The 15,281-nt window shown below is 72.2% G+C and carries 13 protein-coding genes; 10 read left to right on the top strand and 3 right to left on the bottom strand.

Annotated elements, in window-relative coordinates:
• Positions 1–182: 182 nt before the first annotated feature.
• Entirely contained in the window at positions 183–953 is a 771-nt protein-coding gene (locus ABZZ04_RS32070; protein ID WP_356935741.1) for a DUF4232 domain-containing protein, read from the top strand.
• A gap of 210 nt (positions 954–1,163) precedes the next feature.
• Here ABZZ04_RS32070 and ABZZ04_RS32065 read toward each other — a convergent pair whose 3' ends face one another.
• Together ABZZ04_RS32065 and ABZZ04_RS32060 are read right to left on the bottom strand one after the other, a co-directional pair.
• Complete coding sequence (locus ABZZ04_RS32065) at positions 1,164–2,615, bottom strand: endonuclease/exonuclease/phosphatase family protein (RefSeq protein ID WP_356935740.1); 1,452 nt, start codon at positions 2,613–2,615, stop codon at positions 1,164–1,166.
• 76 nt (positions 2,616–2,691) lie between these two features.
• Positions 2,692–3,135: an ATP-binding protein gene (locus ABZZ04_RS32060; protein ID WP_356935739.1), complete on the bottom strand. Its 444-nt coding sequence runs from the start codon at positions 3,133–3,135 to the stop codon at positions 2,692–2,694.
• 196 nt (positions 3,136–3,331) lie between these two features.
• On the opposite strand from ABZZ04_RS32060, the gene ABZZ04_RS32055 reads away from it, so the two are divergent.
• The 9 genes from ABZZ04_RS32055 (at position 3,332) to ABZZ04_RS32015 (ending at position 11,003) form a co-directional block, all read left to right on the top strand.
• Positions 3,332–4,183, top strand: coding sequence for a helix-turn-helix transcriptional regulator (locus ABZZ04_RS32055; RefSeq protein ID WP_356935738.1), 852 nt, complete (start codon positions 3,332–3,334; stop codon positions 4,181–4,183).
• Between the two features lie 11 nt (positions 4,184–4,194).
• A complete protein-coding gene (locus tag ABZZ04_RS32050; protein WP_356935737.1) occupies positions 4,195–4,386 on the top strand; it encodes a DUF397 domain-containing protein in 192 nt (63 codons plus the stop codon).
• Between the two features lie 45 nt (positions 4,387–4,431).
• The gene (locus tag ABZZ04_RS32045) at positions 4,432–4,623 is read left to right on the top strand and encodes a DUF397 domain-containing protein (protein ID WP_356935736.1); all 192 of its coding nucleotides are present in this window, start codon (positions 4,432–4,434) and stop codon (positions 4,621–4,623) included.
• Entirely contained in the window at positions 4,616–4,879 is a 264-nt protein-coding gene (locus tag ABZZ04_RS32040; RefSeq protein ID WP_356935735.1) for a DUF397 domain-containing protein, read from the top strand. The genes ABZZ04_RS32045 and ABZZ04_RS32040 overlap by 8 nt, the downstream gene beginning before the upstream one ends.
• Before the next feature lie 76 nt (positions 4,880–4,955).
• Positions 4,956–5,741, top strand: coding sequence for a serine/threonine protein kinase (locus tag ABZZ04_RS32035; RefSeq protein ID WP_356935767.1), 786 nt, complete (start codon positions 4,956–4,958; stop codon positions 5,739–5,741).
• Positions 5,742–5,921: 180 nt separating this feature from the next.
• Positions 5,922–7,430 carry a serine/threonine-protein kinase gene (locus ABZZ04_RS32030; RefSeq protein WP_356935734.1) on the top strand — a complete coding sequence of 503 codons (1,509 nt, stop codon included), beginning with the start codon at positions 5,922–5,924 and terminating at the stop codon, positions 7,428–7,430.
• Between the two features lie 197 nt (positions 7,431–7,627).
• Positions 7,628–8,590, top strand: coding sequence for a hypothetical protein (locus ABZZ04_RS32025; RefSeq protein ID WP_356935766.1), 963 nt, complete (start codon positions 7,628–7,630; stop codon positions 8,588–8,590).
• A 76-nt stretch (positions 8,591–8,666) separates the two neighbouring features.
• The gene (locus tag ABZZ04_RS32020; protein WP_356935733.1) at positions 8,667–9,656 is read left to right on the top strand and encodes an esterase family protein; all 990 of its coding nucleotides are present in this window, start codon (positions 8,667–8,669) and stop codon (positions 9,654–9,656) included.
• Between the two features lie 126 nt (positions 9,657–9,782).
• The gene (locus tag ABZZ04_RS32015) at positions 9,783–11,003 is read left to right on the top strand and encodes a DUF4185 domain-containing protein (protein WP_356935732.1); all 1,221 of its coding nucleotides are present in this window, start codon (positions 9,783–9,785) and stop codon (positions 11,001–11,003) included.
• Positions 11,004–11,063: 60 nt separating this feature from the next.
• On the opposite strand, the gene ABZZ04_RS32010 is transcribed toward ABZZ04_RS32015, so the two are convergent.
• The gene (locus ABZZ04_RS32010) at positions 11,064–15,227 is read right to left on the bottom strand and encodes a hypothetical protein (RefSeq protein ID WP_356935731.1); all 4,164 of its coding nucleotides are present in this window, start codon (positions 15,225–15,227) and stop codon (positions 11,064–11,066) included.
• Positions 15,228–15,281: the final 54 nt, after the last annotated feature.

Here is a 15,281-nt window from a genome sequence, read left to right as displayed (position 1 = left end):
GGCGCCCGAACCCGGGAAAACGGGCTGTCCGAAAACCGACCGCGAAAACGTCAGCAGGACGTCAGTGAGACGTCAGCAGAACGTGAGCGATCCACAGGAAGCTTTAGTTGTCAAGAGGTCAGAGAGAGCGGCTAGCCGCAGGATCCGGGCCTTGCCTCACCCCTCGTCCTGGGAGAATTTCCATGCGTACGCTCCGCACCCGCAAGAACACCGCCGCTCTCGGTGTCGTCACCGCCGTCCTCACCCTGGCCCTCACCGCCTGCAACGGGGACGACGGCACGCAGTCCGCCGGCACTGCGGGCAGCGACGCGTCGGCCACCGCCTCCACCGACACCTCGAAGACCGGCGGCGCCTCGAAGGGCACGGACTCCGAGGGCACCTCGAAGACCGGCGGCTCCTCGCAGAACGCCGGTTCCTCGCAGAGCGCCGGTTCCTCCTCCGGGAAGTCGGACAGCTCCGGCGGCAGCGCCGCGAGCGGCGGCGGCAACACCAGCGACAGCTACGCCTACAAGCACCCGTGCAAGAGCGACTACCTGTCGTTCCGCGTGTACCCCCGCGAGGGCTCGACCACCCAGCACGTGATCGAGGTCAACAACATCGGTGCGGACTCCTGTGGCCTGAGCTACTTCCCGCAGGTCAGCCTGGGTGCCGAGAACGCCACGGACCACAGCGGCGACATCAAGCCGGCGGTTCCCGGCGGCCTGGGCGGCGCCCCCGCGTACGCGGTCAAGCCCGGGACGGCCGCCATCGCGGTGATCGACCTCAACCCGGGCGGCAAGAACGGTGTGACCTGGGTCAACGAGATGAGCGTGCTGGCCGACGGCGAGCACATGGCCAACGCCGACACCCAGAACTTCCCGCTCGGCCCGGACGTCAAGGTCGACAACCCGAAGCTGGGCCTGTACCAGAGCTCGATCGCCGAGGCCGTGAGCTCCATGGAGTCCGCGGGCTGATCACGCCCCACTGAACCGGGCCGTACGACGGATGCCGCGGGGCGCGCCACCCCTGCCCCACGCCTCCGTCGTACGTCCCACCCCGTCCCCCGGCGTCGAGGGCCCGGAACCACCGCGATGGTGAATCCGGGCCCTCGGCGTCGTTCGCGGTGCCGGCGTCGCCCGCGATAAAGGGCTACCGTCCGGGGCGTGCCCGGACCGGGATGCCGGTCACTTGGGGGGCAGCGCCACCGTGCCGTGGATGGAGTAGTGGTCGGACAGTCCGACGTAGGTCTGCACCGAGCACGCGCTGAACGAGTAGGGGCTGAAGATGTAGTCGATCTTCTCGCCGTCCTTGGTGTCGTCGCCGTCGTAGACGCCGTTCCTCTCGTCGCACTCCTGGTACCGGTCGTACATCGGCGTCAGCGCGCTGAAGCCCCGGGCGGGCGGGCTCACGTTCAGGTCACCACCGAAGACCGGCCGGTAGCCGCTCTGGTCGGCCTTCTCCATGAGCATCGCGGCCTGCTTCGGCTGCCATTCGCGCTCGGGGTCGTCCCAGTTCTTGCCGCCGGTACTGAAGTGCGCGGAACAATACATGGCGGCCTGGGAGGGAACGCTCGCGCAGATCGCCGCACGCTGCTCCGCCTTGCGGGTCACGCCCTTGTCGTTCACGTACGTCTTCGGGGACGGCAGTTCGTACGCCTGGTACCAGGAGTTCTCGTCGGGCACCGCGATGGCGACGCCGTACGCCCCCCGGTCGTACCCGTCGGCGTCCATGCACTCCTTCTGCGCCTTCAGGCCGGTCCCGTCGACGTTGTAGGTGACCGGCGCGAAGCGCACGTCCCAGTCGTAGGGGCCCTCCTCCAGCTTCAGCTCGACCGGTTTGGCGTGCTTCTCGCAGAACTCCTGGAAGAAGATCACGTCCGGGTAGGTCGCGGCCTTGTCCATGCGGTCCTTGATGCCCGCGGCGAGGGCGTCCTTGCCGATCGGCTTTCCGCCGTTGCACGGGCTCACGGTGTTGATGTTGCCGCAGACGTTCCAGGACATGACCTGCGCCACGGACGCGGCGGCCGGTCCGGCGGCCGGCGGTACGGCTTCTCCGGAATCCTTCTCGCCCTCCTGGATCCCGGCCGCACCGGCCTTCTCCAGGGTGAACCGCTCCCACGAGCCCACCTTCTCGGAACGGGCCCGCAGGAGCCCGTAATCGCTCCCGGTGTCGTTCGCCTCCGCGGAGACGTACATGTCCTCCGCCTGCCCCAGCAGCGCGTACTTCCCGTCACCCAGCGACTGGAGGGTGAACCGCTCCCAGCTGCCGATGTTCGCACCGCGGGCCCGCAGCATCCCGTTGTGGGTACCGCCGTCCTCGATCTCGGTGCTGGCGAAGTAACCGCTGGCCTCGAATCTCAGGCTGACGGTCTTGCCCTCGTCATCGGTGTGCAGCGTGAACCGCTCCCAGGCGCCCGGCTTGTCGCTCCGGGCGCGCAGTTTGGCCCACTGGTTTCCGGTGTCATTGATCTCGGCGGAGACGTACTTGCCGGTGGCCTCCGACAGCAGTACCCACTTCTGGCCGGCGGACTTGGCGATCGCCTCGGTGTCCGCGGCCGACGCCGCGGGCGCGACCGCCACCATCACACCCAGTACCGCCGCGAACGCGGCGACCCAGCTCAGTATTCGACGAAACAACTTCCCCTGCTTTCTCTGTTGCTTGTGAGCGGTTCAGGATCATTCCACGCGGGTTTCTCCTGGCTCCGCTCCTTCCTCACCCCTCCCGTTCCTTTCCCTCGCATTCCACCCAGAGCAGTTTTCCGCCCTGTCCGGGCAGCCCGGTCCGCATGAGGTGGGCGCCCCAGCGCTCCGCGTAGAGGGTGACGAGGTACAAACCCCGGCCGCGTTCGGCCAGTTCGTCCGGGGTCGGGGCGCTGCGGTGGAAGGGGGCGGGGATGTACGGGTCGGTGTCCCACACGCTCAGCCGGACCCGGCTGCGCCCGGCGTCGCGCAGGCGCAGGGAGTACGGGCCCGAGGAGTACAGGTAGGCGTTGGTGACCAGCTCGCTCGCCAGCAGTTCGGCGACCTCGGTCAGTTCGCGCATGCCGTGCACGCGAAGGACGTTGCGCAGGGTGGCACGGGCGACGCCGGGGGCGCGGGGATCCTGCGGGAGTTGGAGTGTGTACGTCCAGGGCGGGGATACCGTGGAACCGGCCATGGAAGTCTCCATTCACGGAGGGAGGTTGAAGGTTGCGCTTCGATGTGCCCGGTGACGAGGTCGCTCCGTCGAGCGGGGTGCTTCCGGGCGGGTGGCCTGAGACACAGGCTAAGGCTCAACATGGAATACATTCCATGAAATTCTTGGAATGCATTCCAGATACCCTCGTGTGGGTGACCAATCCGGGGAGCAAGTGATGTCAGCCAGCACCACGCCGACGGCCCGCCGTCAACGGCTGGGCGCGGAACTCCGCAAGTTGCGTGAGCGCGCCGGGATCACCGCGACCGAGGCGGCCAAGGTCATCGGCGGCAACCAGGCCCGCATCAGCAACATCGAAGCCGGCCGCTACGGCGTCAGCGCCGAGCGGGTGCGGACGCTGTCCTGCCACTACGAATGCCCGGACCACGAACTGGTCAACGCGCTGGCCGCCATGACCGGCGATCGCAGACGCGGCTGGTGGGAGGAGTATCGCGAGATCCTCTCCCGTGGCCTGCTGGACCTGGCAGAACTCGAACACCACGGGACCGCGCTGCACACCTCGCACACGGCCGGACTGCCCGGACTGCTGCAAACCCCGGACCACGCACGCGAGGTCTTCCGCCAGGTCGTGCCCGCCCTGTCCCCTCCGGAGATCGAGCACCGACTGTCCTTTCGCATCAAGCGTCAGAACGTCGTCCTCCGGGAGAACCCGCTTCCGTACCGCGCAGTCATCCACGAAGCAGCCCTGCACATGGAATTCGGCGGATCGACCGTGGCCGGGCAACAACTGGCGTATCTCCTGGCCATGAGCGAGCGCGAGCACATCACGATCCAAGTGGTGCCGTTCAAGGCGGGCGGATACCCAGGAGCGGGCCAGCCCGTCTACTACGTCCACGGCCCCGTTCCGCAGCTGGACACCGTCCAGCTGGACCAGGCACACGGCATCGTCCTCCTGGACGCCGAAGCCCAACTCCACAAATACCGCCAGGTCCTGTCCCGGCTGGAGTCCCTTGCCCTGGGCGTCTCCCAGTCGCGGGACCTGATACACAACATCGCCCAGAACCTGTGAAGGGATCCGAGTTGCCGACTCACCTGTGGCAGAAGTCCTCGTACTGCGGCGAGGGCGAGTCCTGCATACACGTGGCCGCCCCCGCCCCCGGCACGGTCGGGCTCACCGAATCCGGCGACCCCGCCGGGACCGTGCTCCGCACCACGCCCACCGCCTGGGCCGCCCTCGTACACGCCGTCAAGGCGGGCCTCCCCCGTGACTGACACCCCCGGCCCCGGCATCCCCGACGGCCTGTGAAAGGAGCCGAGATGTCCGCGTACGCCTGGCAGAAGTCGTCCCACTGCGCGCAGGGCGAGGCATGCATACACGTGGCCGCCCCCGCCCCCGGCACGGTCGGGCTCACCGAATCCGGCGACCCCGCCGGGACGGTGCTCCGCACCACGCCCGCCGCCTGGGCCGCCCTCGTACACGCCGTCAAGGCGGGCCTCCCCCGTGACTGACACCCCCGGCCCCGGCACCCCCGACGGCCTCACCTGGGTCCGGGCCGCGCCCGAGGACGCGGAGGGGCCCGGTCCCTGGATCGAGATCGCCTTCGGGCCGGACGGGCTCGTCCTGCTCCGGGAGACCGGCGACCCCGCCAACGTCGTCACCACCACCCGGGCCAAGTGGGAGGCGTTCGCCAAGGGTGTCGTGGCCGGCGAGTTCGACCACTTCGCCGAACCCGTCGACGGGGACGGGGCGGGGGCAAGGAGCTGAATCCGGTGCGGCGGCCGGTGGGATGGGTAGCGTTCGAGAGCGTGGGAGTCACCCGACACGGGGCGAGGTGGGGGCACTGAGCGGGATAGTGATCTATCTGCCGCAGCGGGGCGGTGTCGGCGGAGGATCGCCGTGCGGCGCCCCGGTGACGTTGCGGCTCGGCCCGGGGGAAACGGCGCGCTTCGGGCGCGGCTCCGCGACGATCCCGGTCGAACTGCGCCTGGACGACGAGGCCATCTCGCGACTGGCCGGTGAGATCCGGGTGACGGACGACCACTGGCAGCTCAGCAACCACAGCACGACCCAGAGCTACCTGGTGGAGAACCCGGAGGGGGCCGGGGAGTACCTGCGGGTCCCGCCCCGCCGGGCCGGCGCCCCGATCCCCTTCGAGTTCTCCCGGGTCGTGCTGCCCACCCGCCGCGACACCACCGTCGCCTTCCAGGTGTTCGCCCCCGACCACGTCTACCTGGACCCCGACGGCCCGGCGGGCCCGTGGGACGGCCGCACCGTCATGGCGTACTCGCTGGACGAGACGGCCCTGTACTTCCTGGTCCTGGTCGCGCTCTGCGAACCGCGGCTGCGCGACGAATCGCCGGTCGCGGTCCCGACCACCCCGCAGATCGTCGAACGGCTCCGGGGGCACCCCGCATGCGGTCGGTTGCGGGCACGGGCGGTCAGCTCGCACATCGACTACCTCGCCGAGGAGAAGATGCGGATCAGCACCCCGGCCGGGAACGGACCGGGAGGAGCGCGCCGCAACGGGAAACGGGAGGCGCTCGTCGGGATCGCGCTGCGGTTCGGACTCGTACGGGAGGAGCACCTGGCGCTGCTCCCGCCCCGGACCGCCACCCACCCCAGGTAGCGGGGAAAGCAACCCAAGTGGCGTTGCAGCACGGGTAGTTGGGCCGTTGACCCGCGAAACGCTGCGAGGTCCCGGGACGCTGCGGCAGGATCACGAAGAGCCGCGGACCCATGGAATGCCGCGGGCCCACCGTGTGCGGCGGCACGCATCGGTGCGGGCGGGGGACCGGAGGCGGAAACGGTGCATGCGCGGGGCGACACATCGGGGAGCGACCACACGGAGCCGCTCCCGCGCGGCTACCGGGTCGGCCGCTGGGAGGTCACCGGGCCCATCGCGTCCGGCGGCTGGGCGACGGTCTACGCGGGTCGATCGGTCGAGGGCCCGGCGGAGAAGCCGATCGATGAACCGGCCGACGAACCGGTGGAGGTCGCGCTCAAGTTCCTGCCGACCGCGGGACTCGCGCCGCGTCAGGCCCGCAAGGTCGCGGAGACCGCCCGGCGCGAGGTCGAACTCGGTCACCGGGCCGGGCATCCGGGGCTGATCCGCCTGCTGGACTCCGTCGTGCTCAACGATCCCGACCGGGCGTTCCTGGACGGGGCGATCGTGCTGGTGATGGAGCGGGCCGAACGCAGCCTGCGGGAGGTGTTCGACGCCGGGGTCGCGGAGACGGACGTGGCCCGGCTGTTCACCGGGATCTGCGAGGGCCTGGCCCATCTGCACCGCAGCGGCTGGGTGCACGGCGACCTCAAGCCGGAGAACATCCTGCTGATGGCCGACGGCACGCCCCGGCTGTCCGACTTCGGCCTCGCCGCCGAACTGACCGGCACCGACGGCACCCACGGGTACGCGCCGCCGATGGGCACCCCGGACTACCTCCCGCCCGAGCGCTGGCGGGCCCCGCTCGGCGAACACGGCGTGGAGGTCCGTCCCAGCGCCGACATCTGGGCCCTGGGCATCATGATCCACGAGGCGTTCGCGTCCGGCGCCTCGCCGTTCCCCGGCGCGACGCCGACGGCGCGCGGCGCGGCGGTCCAGGAGTACGCCGCCGGGCGGACGCCGCTGCGGATCGACAGCGCGCTGCCGCCGTTCTGGCGCGCCCTGGCCATCGACTGCCTGGCCCCGACCCACGCCGAACGCGCCGAGCACAGCGCCGAGAGCGTCCTGGCACGCATCACCGCACGGTCGCCGTCGTCCCGCCCGACGCCATCGCCGTCGTCACCGTCGCTGTCACCCTTGTCGCCCCGCCCGGGACGTACGCCCCGTTCGACACGTACGCCCCGCCCGGCACGTCGCCGCCGGTGGTTCCGTGCCGCACCCGTGGCCGTCGCGGTGTGCGCGGTGGCCGCGACGGTCTGGTCGCACGCCGTCGGCGACGCCGCGTCGGGCGCGCTCGGCGAACCGGCCGGACGGCTCCGGGTGTTCAACGCCGACGACGACTGCCGGGGCCGTACCGACCGGAGACCGCAGTGCAGCCTCGGCCTGGCGATCGACCCCCTCCGGCCGTACACCATCGACAACGTTGTTCCGACCCGGGTGTGGCACGACGACGTCCTCGCCGTCTACTGCCGCCTCCCCCGGGGGACGCCCATCATCGACGAGTCCGACGCGAGTTCCACCCAGTGGTACCGGGTCCGGCTGCCGGCCGGTTCCGACCGCGCCTCGGCCTGGCTGCCCGCCGTGCGCACGACGGACCACCCCCGAGTACCCGACTGCGCGCCGCCGAAGTCGCCCCGGCCGCCCGTGCGGTGAGTGTCGGCGCCCGCTCCGTCGGCTGTCACTCCGGATCGTTCCGGATGTGCCGGACGGCCACCCCGTGACTACCTTGCGGACCGCCGGCCGACGGGCCGCACAAGGCCGTTCCGACGCGAAGGAGCAGACACGTGCGTGGCTCGACCGAACGACGACGAGTGATGTGGAGATCAACGGTCCTGCTGATCGCCGTGGCCATGTCCGGCCTCGGCAACCCGACGGCGTTCGCGCAGGACGCGGGCGGCGTACCGGGCCCTCTCGGGAACTCCGCCCCGGCCGAACTCTTCTGCGACATCCCGGCGAACCGGGACATCGCGGTGACCCGCAAGGTGTACGAGGTCGGGCAGCGCCGCGGCGTGTCCGCCAAGGTGATGCTCGCCGGGTTCGAGACGGGCTGGGTCGAGTCCCGCATGAACAACCTGGCCTGCGGGGACCGGGATTCGCTCGGCGTCTTCCAGCAGCGGCCCTCGATGGGCTGGTGCCAGCCCGCCCAGTGCCTCGACGTCGACTACGCGGCGAACAAGTTCTTCGAGGTGGCCCAGCAGATGGAGCCCGATTGGGCCACCGCGGGCGAGCTGGCCCAGGCCGTCCAGCGCTCCGCGTACCCGGAACGCTACGGCCAGGCGGAGGGCTACGCCCGGGAGCTGATGGCCGAGGCGTTCCGGCCGTACGGCACGATCGGCGCGAAGTACACCGCCATGGGCGGCAGCGGCGGACCGCTCGGCGCCCCGGTCCGCGCCGAGGAGAACTCCTCGCTCGGCGGACGCTTCCAGCTCTTCCGCAACGGCATCATCATCTGGCACCCGGACGTGGCCCACGCGGTCCACGGCGACATCCTGCAGAAGTTCTGGGACACGGACGCGGAACGCCGCTGGGGATTCCCCACCATGGACGAGGCGGACGCCGCACCGGCGCCGGACGGCACCCGGGGCCGCTACCAGTTCTTCGAACGCGGCCTGTTCCTCTGGTCCCCGCAGACCGGCACCCACACCGTCCACGGCGCGATCTACGACGCCTTCCACGCCGCCGGGCACGAGGCCGCACTCGGCTACCCCCTCACCGACGAGACCGACGAGGCGGGCGGCGGCAAGGCGCAGAAGTTCCAGAAGGCCACCATCCACTGGAACCCCGACAGGGGCACCTGGATCACCGACAACTGACCCCCCACCCTCCCCCCCTCCCCCCCCTCCCCCCTTCTCCCCCTTCTCCCCCTTCTCCCCCTACCAGGAGGTCATCTTGAGCGAGCACCGCCCCACCCGCAGAAGTGTCCTGAAGACCGTCGGCGGGCTCTCCGCCGCGGCGGCCCTCGGCGGGGCCGGCGTCCTCGGGACCGCGACCGCGGCCCAGGCGGCGGGAGACGGCTTCGGGCTGCGCATCGTGGACCGCAACGAGAGCAACAGCCGCATGTGGTACTACCGTTTCCAGACCGACGCGATCGGCTGGAACCCGGGCGTCAACGTCCTGCTCCCCGACGGCTACCACACCAGCGGACGCACCTACCCCGTCCTCTACCTCTTCCACGGCGGCGGCACCGACCAGGACTTCATCACCTTCGACCGCATGGGCATCCGCGACTGGACCGCGGGCAAGCCGATCATCGTCGTGATGCCCGACGGCGGGCACGCGGGCTGGTACTCCAACCCGGTCAGCTCCAACGTCGGCCCCCGAAACTGGGAGACGTTCCACATCGCCCAGCTGCTCCCGTGGATCGACGCGAACTTCCGTACGTACGCCGAGTACAACGGCCGTGCCGTCTCCGGGTTCTCGATGGGCGGCTTCGGCGCGCTGAAGTACGCGGCCAAGTACTACGGCCACTTCGCCTCGGTCAGCGCCCACTCCGGTCCGGCCAGCCTGCGCCGCGACTTCGGCCTGGTCACCCACTGGGCCAACGTGTCCTCCGCCGCCGTCGAACTGGGCGGCGGCACGGTCTACGGCGCACCGCTGTGGGACGAGGCCCGGGTCAGCGCCGACAACCCGGTCCAGCGGATCGAGAGCTACCGCAACAAGCGGGTCTTCATGGTCGCCGGCACCAGCCCCGACCCGATCAACTGGTTCGACACGGCCAACGAGACCCAGGTCCTGGCCGGTCAGCGGGAGTTCCGCAGCCTGCTGGGCAAGGCGAACATCCCGCACGAGTGGCACGAGGTGCCCGGCGGCCACTTCGTCCGCCCCGACCTGTTCAAGCGCGACCTCGACGGCATCGTCGCCCGGCTCCGCAAGGCGTAGGCACGACCGGCGAACCAATGAACCGCCGGACCGGCGGGCGACGCGGAAAACCCGTCGCCCGCCGGTTCGTTGTGCTTCCGAAGCCCCTCACCACCACCGGACCCACGGACCCACGGAGGACCACCCATGCCCACCCCCTCGCAGCCGGACCACCGGAACGCCGCCCACCGTCACACCACCCGTCGATCGGCGCTCAAGGCGGGCATGGGCCTCGCCCTGGGAGCCGGCCTGCTGGGTGCCGCCCCCGGCGCGGCGGCCGCCGACGGCCGGTCCGCCCGGCTGCTCCAGACGGGCACGCCCCTGTGCGAGCAGCCCGGCGACTCGGCGAGCGCGCAGGGACTCGGCTCCGGGGACCTGGCGATCCCCTACCACCGGGAGCACGACAACACCTGGGGCTACGTGTTCGGCGACGCGTTCGGCGGGATCGCCCAGGCCGACCCCTACCTGGGGTCCCCGGTGATCCTGAACCAGGCGTCCTTCGACGCCTCCGGCGGGACCCCGATCTCGTTCTCCTGGGCGATGCCCACCGGGGGCGCCGCCAAGCAGTGCTTCGACTACGCGCACTGGGCCGACAACGGGCACGGCTTCGAGATCACCCGCATCCCGAACGACTGCATCGAGTTCGGCGGCCGCACCTACATCCAGTACACGTCCGTGGCCCTGTGGGAGAACATCCCGGCCGGGTACGACGGCTCGCTGATGTCGGGCGTCGCCTACTCGGACGACTACGGCGTGACCTGGCAGGACTACCCGTACCACTGGGCCGGCGACACCCAGGGGACGAACCAGTCCATGTACGGGATGTGGTCGTTCGCGGGCATCGACCCCGACGGCTGGCTGTACGTCTTCTCCAAGCGCTGGAACGGCACGCACTCGAACACCGCCGACGGCGGCGCGATCCAGCTGTTCCGCATCCGGCCGGACGAGTTCCGCGCGGGCAACTTCGGCGCCCAGGAGAACTGGGCTTTCCTGGAAGGCCGTTGGCAGTGGACCCGGGCGGCGGCCCCGTCGGTCATGCTGTCCGGGAACAGGATCGGCGAGTTCTCCGTCAAACGGATCGGCGACACGTACTGCATGAGCTACTTCGACGTGGACGACTACTCGATCTGCACCCGCACCGCACCCCGCCCGGACGCGGTGTGGACCGCCCCCAAGGTGCAGATCGTCGGCGACGCCCTCCCGCCGCACCACTGGGGCAGGCCCCAGCTCCCGTTCCTCTACGGCGGATACATCCACCCCGGCAGCGCGAGCGCCACGTCCCTGACCCTGATCGCCTCGCAGTGGCAGTCCGTGAACCACGGCAAGACGCCCTACCGCGTCCTGCAGTACGACGGCATCCGGCCCTGACGCGCGCAGAACGCCGCACGGGGCTTCAGGATTCGCCCTTCACATCCGGGCCCGGTGGCGTCACCCGCCGGCCGCCGCCCAGGCGCGGGCGAACCGTTCGTGCGCGGGGGCCGGCACTGCGACAGCGGCGGCATCGGCGGTCGAGGCCGTCGGGGACGTCGCGGCGGGGCGTGGGGCCTTCGCGGCGGTGAGTTCCTTGCGGACGGCACGGTGGTGGTCGAGGGTCCAGCCGTTCCAGCGGCGTACGGTGCGGTCGGCCGGGCGGTCGAGGGCGTGCAGCTGGAGGTGGAGCGCCGCCGCGTCGCGGCCGACTCCGAGGGACTCCGCCACCTCGTCCACCAGGTCCGGGACGCTGAAGAGCGGGTCGGCCTCGTACTGGCCCGGCGGGACCGGGGTGGCCGCCGAGCGGTCCGCCAGGGCGCGCAGGGCGGTGAGCAGGCCGGCGGGCACGTCCGCGAACAGGCCGGCGGCGGCGTCCTGGAGCGAACCGTCGGGCACGTCCGTGAGCCGGTCGAGCAGGGCGCGGGCACCCTCCGCGGCCGGGTCGCCGACCGGCCGCTCGGTGAACGCCCAGGTGAGGGCGGTGACCGCGGCCCGCACCCCGTCGGCGTCCAGCGGGGTTTCCGGCAGACGCCCGGTGAGCAGGGCGGTGGCCCAGGCGTCGGGCAGGCCGTGGTCCTTGGCCAGCGCGGCGGCATGGCTGCCGTCGTCGACGTACCCGGTGGCGGGGAGCCGTTCGGACCATTCGGCGGCCATCCGGTCCGCGGCGGCGGTCATGCCGCCGGGGGCCCAGAGCTCCGCGGGGTCGGCGGGCACGGCGGCGGCGAGCACGGCACGCCGCCCGGCGGGGCCGAGGCGGTGCCGCAGGTCGTCGTACGCGTACACGGTGTTCCGGTCGGCCTTGTACGGCTTGGTCCGGCACAGCTTCAGGTGCGCCGCGTAGTCGTCGCTGCCGAAGAAGCCGTCGACGACCAGGGCGGCGATCGCGCGCGGCACCCCCGTACGCCAGCGGAACAGGTCCACGGCCTCCTCGGGCACCGGCAGCGGGCCGCGTTCGGCGAGAAGGGCGAGCAGGCGGGGGAGCCGGGCGGTGTCGTCCCCCGCGACGGTGCGGGTCTCGCACTCCTCGGCACCGGTGGGCTCCGGGTCGGCGGCCCGGTGCAGGAAGGGCAGCAGGTCGCTGCGGACCGGGCCGGAGGCCACCGGGGCCCCGGACGCCCGGAGTCCGGCGACCCCGGCCTCGGGCGCGCGGCCGGTGCGCCAGGTGGTGCCCCGTTCCGCGAACGGCTGGCGGCTCCACACGTCGAGCAGCGCGGTGAGCGCCCCCCGGTGCTCGTCCGGGGTGGCCGCGACGACCGCCCGCCAGGCCACGGCGTCGATCCGGCCGGTCAGCACCGCCCATTCGGGCGGCGGGGCGGGCAGGGCCAGCACCCGCACCTCGTCGTCGATCTCGCCGCGCAGATACCGGCCGTCGGCGGCGACCGCCGTGAGGAGCGCGGGCTGCGGCTGCGACGGCCGCTTCTCGTAGCCCCGCAGCTGGGGCAGCAGGCCGTGCAGGGCCGGGACGAGCCGGGTGTCGGGCACCGGGTCGGGCAGCTCGACGACCGGTCCGGCGCGCATGACGGTCACCCGGTGCGCCAGCTCCCGGAGGCGTCGCAGCACGTCGGCGGCGAACCGCGCGGCGCGGGTGACGCCTTGTCGGACACGGGGATCGGTCACCCCGGGCGGCGCCACCTCGGCGTCGGACGACAGCAGTTCGAGCACGGTCTCGTCGGTGACCGCGCGCAGCGCGTGGGAGGACCGTTCGTCGCGCGGGACGAGGAAGTGCCAGAAGGCTGGCGGCGGCACGGGCCCGGCCTGCTCGCCGAGGGTGGCCCGGACCGGTCCGCCGTGGCGGGCACCGGGGAAGCCCTGGACCTGCCAGAGCAGCGAGTTGTCCTCGGCGGCATAGCAGCGGACGGTGGTGGTGCCGACCACGACGGTGTCCTCGCCACCGGCCGGGAGGCCGAGGATGCCCCACGGGCGGCGGCCCCAGACGGTGGTGCGGTAGGACGCGGTGCGGCCGTCGACGGACCTCAGCTCGAACTCGCGGGGCGAGGGACCGGCGTACGGGGTGTGGTGGTCGATCCGGCAGCCGGTGAGCCGGCCGTCCTGGCCGAGCGGGGACGGCGGGGCACCGGGCGGCAGTTCGGCGAGGATGCGGTAGTCGCGAAGGGGTTGGGTGCCGTCCGGTGACGCGTCGGGCGCGTGGAAGTCGGGCAGGGTCCGGTCGGCGGTGGGCACACCGGTGGCCGGGTCCAGACGGGCCCACCCCTTGCGGTGCTCCTCGCCGAATATTTCGCTGCCCCAGAAGTCCCGGCCGTCGTACATCTGGTAATCGCGGTGGAGGTGGCTGATGCCCGAGGTGTCGCCGGGGCGCAGGACGTTCTCGCCGTCGAACCGGCCGCCGCCGTCCGGAGTCCGGAACTGGTAGCCGAGGCCGCCCTGGATGCTGCCGCCGTAGGGGCGGAGCCCGTGGGGCTGTTCCGGTTCGAACGTGTCGGTGGGGCTGCCCGACCAGTACGCCGTCATGGCGGAGCCGCCCTCGCCCGCGCTCGGCCAGGAGACGAGGAACTGGCCGCCGGCCCAGTGCACCGTGGGGAAGGCGGCGCCCTCCGGCAGTACCAGGGCGTGCTCGCCGCACCGGCCCGCGGGGTCGACGGCGAACGCTCGGCGCTCCCCGTACACCGTGAGCACCGGCCAGGTGCAGGTGACGTGGACCGTCTCGTCCGGCCCGAATTCGGCGAGGGCCTCCTCCAGGGCGGGCCAGCCCAGCTCCTCGGGCAGCCCCGCGCGCAGGACACGGGCCAGCGGGCCGGTGAGGTCCAGTGCGTCGAGGGCCTCCTCGATGCCGTCCAGGGCGACGGCGGTGGGCCGGTCGAGGAGGTCGTGCAGCTCGTCCACCGCCTCGTCGGCCGCGGCGAGCCCGCCGCCGCGCAGGGTGTCGAGCAGCTTCTCGATCCGGCCGTGCACCTCGGCGGCGATGCCCGGGTTGCGCGGGAGCCGGCTGATGGCCGTACCGCCCCGGGACCGGAGCCCGGCGTGGACCGTGCCCTCCAGCCGGGGGCCGAACACCGGGTCGGCGGCGAGGGCCCGCAGGTCGCGCGGCGACTCCTTGTCCCAGAACTCCAGAGGGATGATGGGGCCGGGGTCGTGGACGGGGACGCCCTCGGCGAGGCAGACGTCGAGCAGATCGGCATCCAGGTGCTGCCACCGGTAACGGTCCTCGTGGAGCCGGACCGGGGTGCCGTCCGCCTTCAGCCGCGGGGCGAACCGGGTCACCAGGTCGAAGAGTTCGGCGGGCATGGACTGACGGGTCACCCCGCCACCGGCGACGGGGCGGTGGGAGTACTGGGCGGAGTACCGCCGCAGCCACTCGCCGAGGCCGCCCTCCGGGGTGATCCGGCCGGTCGCGGCGGCGTCGGCGGCCCCGCAGCCGATGAGCAGCCGCAGCCAGGCCGCCGCGTCGTTCTTCGAATCGGGGAACAGGTCGAGCAGGGCGGTGGCCGTGCCGTCGGCCGGCCGGTGGGCGGCGAGCGGGGCGAGCGCCGCGTCGAACAGCCGGTCCGGCACGGCCTTGCCGCGGGCGGCCGCGAGCACCTCGCCCAGCACCCGCGACTCCTCGTCGGCGCCGAGACCGGCCGCGCGCGCGGAGCCCCGGACCCGGCGGGCCAGATCGGCGGGAAGCTCGCCCGGCGACGCCGACCAGACGGTCAGCAGCCGCACGAACTCGCGGTGCGCGTCGCCCGGTTCGAACACCCCGGCCAGCCAGGCCGGGGCACCGCTGATCTCGGTGGCGGGAAGCGCGCCGAACCTGGCGAACAACTGAAGGTTCGCCCACCGCCAGTCGGTGTCGACCGGAAGCTCGTGGGTGCGTTCCGCGGCCCGCGCGTACCCGTACGCACGGGCCGCGGAACGGCGGTGCGTCTCCAGCATCCAGTGCCCGATGGTGTCCCAGAACCACGGCAGATGGGCGGCCGGCAGTCCCCGGGTCAGACGCGCCGCCCCGTCCACGAACCGTCCGGGCTTCTCCCACGCCTTGTACCGGTCGCTGTCCGCCTCCGCCAGCACGTCGCGGGCGTCGCCCTCGGCGCCGGGGGCGTGGACGCGCGCCCAGTCGACGTACGTCTCGGAGACGCGGTGATTGGCCGGGAGCGGAACGGAGGGTCCGGTGCTGCTGGTCATGTGTACGAGTCTGGCAGGCGGGACCGACAGCCCCGCGCGGCCACCGGCTCCCAC

Source organism: Streptomyces sp. NPDC006435 (assembly GCF_040612315.1).
In the GTDB taxonomy this organism is placed as follows: Bacteria; Actinomycetota; Actinomycetes; order Streptomycetales; family Streptomycetaceae; genus Streptomyces.
The sequence above is the reverse complement of the archived record's forward strand: the minus strand, read 5'-3'. Positions and strand labels throughout refer to the sequence as shown.

Coding starts and splice junctions, on each gene's coding strand:
- ABZZ04_RS32070 (WP_356935741.1), top strand. CDS start 183: ATGCGTACGCTCCGCACCCGCAAGAACACCGCCGCTCTCGGTGTCGTC.
- ABZZ04_RS32060 (WP_356935739.1), bottom strand. CDS start 3,135: ATGGCCGGTTCCACGGTATCCCCGCCCTGGACGTACACACTCCAACTC.
- ABZZ04_RS32055 (WP_356935738.1), top strand. CDS start 3,332: ATGTCAGCCAGCACCACGCCGACGGCCCGCCGTCAACGGCTGGGCGCG.
- ABZZ04_RS32045 (WP_356935736.1), top strand. CDS start 4,432: ATGTCCGCGTACGCCTGGCAGAAGTCGTCCCACTGCGCGCAGGGCGAG.
- ABZZ04_RS32025 (WP_356935766.1), top strand. CDS start 7,628: ATGTCCGGCCTCGGCAACCCGACGGCGTTCGCGCAGGACGCGGGCGGC.
- ABZZ04_RS32015 (WP_356935732.1), top strand. CDS start 9,783: ATGCCCACCCCCTCGCAGCCGGACCACCGGAACGCCGCCCACCGTCAC.
- ABZZ04_RS32010 (WP_356935731.1), bottom strand. CDS start 15,227: ATGACCAGCAGCACCGGACCCTCCGTTCCGCTCCCGGCCAATCACCGC.